Origin of the sequence: Methanoregula sp. (assembly GCF_002835825.1) — an archaeon.
Classification (GTDB): Archaea; Halobacteriota; Methanomicrobia; order Methanomicrobiales; family Methanospirillaceae; genus Methanoregula.
Genome location: NZ_PIZH01000349.1, coordinates 1 through 2,277, shown reverse-complemented (window position 1 = coordinate 2,277; position 2,277 = coordinate 1). Strand labels below are relative to the sequence as shown.

Here is a 2,277-nt window from a genome sequence, read left to right as displayed (position 1 = left end):
CTGTTGTTGCAGCAGCTGCCGGGGCAGCGGTTGCTGCCGGAGCGACTGCGGTTGCCGGCGTACTGTAGTCGCCGACCCAGCCAGCAGTTGCCGTGGGGACTTCGACACTCATCGGGATGAAGAGGGCCTTACCATACTTGTCAACGCCAAAGCTGCCGATGGCGTCCTGGGTGTCCTTCGAGATCAGGAAGTTGATGAAGTTGTTTGCCATCTGGATCTTCCCGGCCGGCTGCTTGTCGTTGTACACTGCCATGACACTGTAGATATTCAGGAGGCTCGCACCCTTGGTGACCAGCGGGGTCAGCTTGAGGTCCTTCTTGTAGGCGAGGTAGGTACCTTCATCTGTCAGGACATATGCTCCCTTCTCGCTTGCCATCTGGAGTGTCTCTCCCATTCCCTTGCCGGCTTCTACATACCAGTCTCCGGATTTCTGGACCTGTGCAGTGTAGTTGTACCCGGCCTTGGACCAGACTGTCTTCTCGGCAGAATGGGTACCGGAGTTGTCACCGCGGGACACGAACGCAATACCTGAGGTTTTGTTGGTGCCCTTGACGAGCAGCGTGGTGAAGGCCTTCTCGGGGGACAATTCCTTGATACCCGCGGGATCGGATTCAGGTCCGACGATGATGAAGGAGTTGGAAGCGAACGAGCGGCGGTTCAGACCATAGCCGTCCTTCATGAACGCAAGCTCCTGGGACGGGGAGTGGACAAGCAGCACATCTGCATCACCCTTCTTTGCAATCTCGATAGCCTTGCCAGTGCCCTGCGATGTGATCTTCAGCTGGACATTGTACTGCTTCTCAAACATCGGCTGGAGATAGTCTAAAAGACCGGTGTCGTAGAGGCTGGTCGTCGTAGCGATGACCAGCGTCTCCTTGCCGCTCTCGGTTGCGACCGGGGCTGCCGGCGCTGCGGTGGTTGTTGCAGCGGGAGTTGTCGTTGCCGGTGTACTGGTACAGCCGGCGATAAGGACAGTTACAAACAGGACTGCAATGAGACCTGCGATCAATCCAAAATGCACACTCTTTCTCATAGTATAACCGGGTTAATTTTACGGCGGGTAATAATTGAATGTTTCTTTTTACGATAAGTTAAAATAAAATGCTAATCAGTTGGTAATCACTTGGTAATCAGATGGTCTCAAAAACATATGATTGATTTTTAAAAAAGTTAAGGAAAAAAATTACAGCCCGATAACATGCAGGCAACTGGCGCTCAGTGCTTTCCGGTCAGGGCGCCAAAAATTGCCGGGCCGAGAATTTTTTCCATCTCACCGGCGTATTGATCGTGAATGAGCGCGAGCATTTTCTCCGTGCCTTTGGCAGTGGTGAGGATCCCCACCCGCTCTGCGCGGGTGATCAGTTCCTCTTCCTCCATCATGGCAAAATAGGGAAGAATGTAATAGTGGGGAACATTCAGGAACTCCGCAAGCCGGCGGGTCGTGGGAAACTTGATCCGTACTGAATTATCCGAGAACGTAAGAGAGATCGATCGCTCCTCTGCCTGGATGCGGATCGCGGCGTCGAAAAGGCTGTCGATTGAGAGCGCTGCCATAGATGATTTCTTATGGATCATCAAGCGTGAAAGATGTTGAGGTTATGCGCTCGCAAAAATGGGTTACTTCTTCTTCTTGTGTTCATCGTCAACAGGCTTCATGTACACTACTTCTGCCTTGACGTCTTTTGCGATCTGTTCGATCTCGAATTTGCGGAAATGGGTTGCTGCAATCTGGATTTCGCCGCCGGTTACCGCAACGATCCGGTACTTGGGCGATTCGACACCCTCTCCGACTTTCTGGCGTTCACGGACATAGATCTTCATGAGTGTCTCCTCCAGCTGATTACCGTTATCTGCACAGGGATCTCTGGATGCCCGGTATCAGCAATGTTATACCAACTGGTTTACATGGGCTTAAATTTTCCGATTGTGATAGGGTAGTATATTGGTTGCTATGAAAAAACGACTGGAACTCAAAAGCGGGCTGCAGGGTGAGACCCTTGTCCGGAAAGGGATGAGGAGAAAGCGATCCAATGCTGAACAGATCCGCATTGCCCCGGAGATCAATATCATTAAGATCGGCGGGCACGGTGCGATCGATTACGGCAGGGAAGTGATGCTCCCCCTCTGTGAAGAGATCGGGAGGCTCTCGAAGAAGAACCAGATGCTGGTCGTTACCGGGGGTGGCGGGAGGGTTCGCCATATCATGGATATCGGCATGGACCTGGGTATGCCCACGGGGGTCCTTGCGGAACTCTCAGCAAAGATCTCCGAGCAGAA

General features: G+C 52.6%; 3 protein-coding genes and 1 pseudogene. 1 reads left to right on the top strand and 3 read right to left on the bottom strand.

Features of this window, described 5'->3' with window-relative positions; all coding sequences use genetic code 11:
- The 3 genes from CW742_RS10890 to CW742_RS10880 form a co-directional block, all read right to left on the bottom strand.
- Positions 1–1,033 (bottom strand): substrate-binding domain-containing protein (locus CW742_RS10890; protein ID WP_292420306.1); only part of this gene is annotated, 1,033 nt, incomplete at its 3' end.
- A gap of 182 nt (positions 1,034–1,215) precedes the next feature.
- The gene (locus tag CW742_RS10885) at positions 1,216–1,554 is read right to left on the bottom strand and encodes a hypothetical protein (protein WP_292420304.1); all 339 of its coding nucleotides are present in this window, start codon (positions 1,552–1,554) and stop codon (positions 1,216–1,218) included.
- 63 nt (positions 1,555–1,617) lie between these two features.
- On the bottom strand, positions 1,618–1,821 hold the full coding sequence (locus tag CW742_RS10880) for a hypothetical protein (protein ID WP_292420302.1): 204 nt from the start codon (positions 1,819–1,821) through the stop codon (positions 1,618–1,620).
- 130 nt (positions 1,822–1,951) lie between these two features.
- On the opposite strand from CW742_RS10880, the pseudogene CW742_RS10875 reads away from it, so the two are divergent.
- Positions 1,952–2,277: pseudogene (locus tag CW742_RS10875) on the top strand (uridylate kinase); the annotation flags it as partial.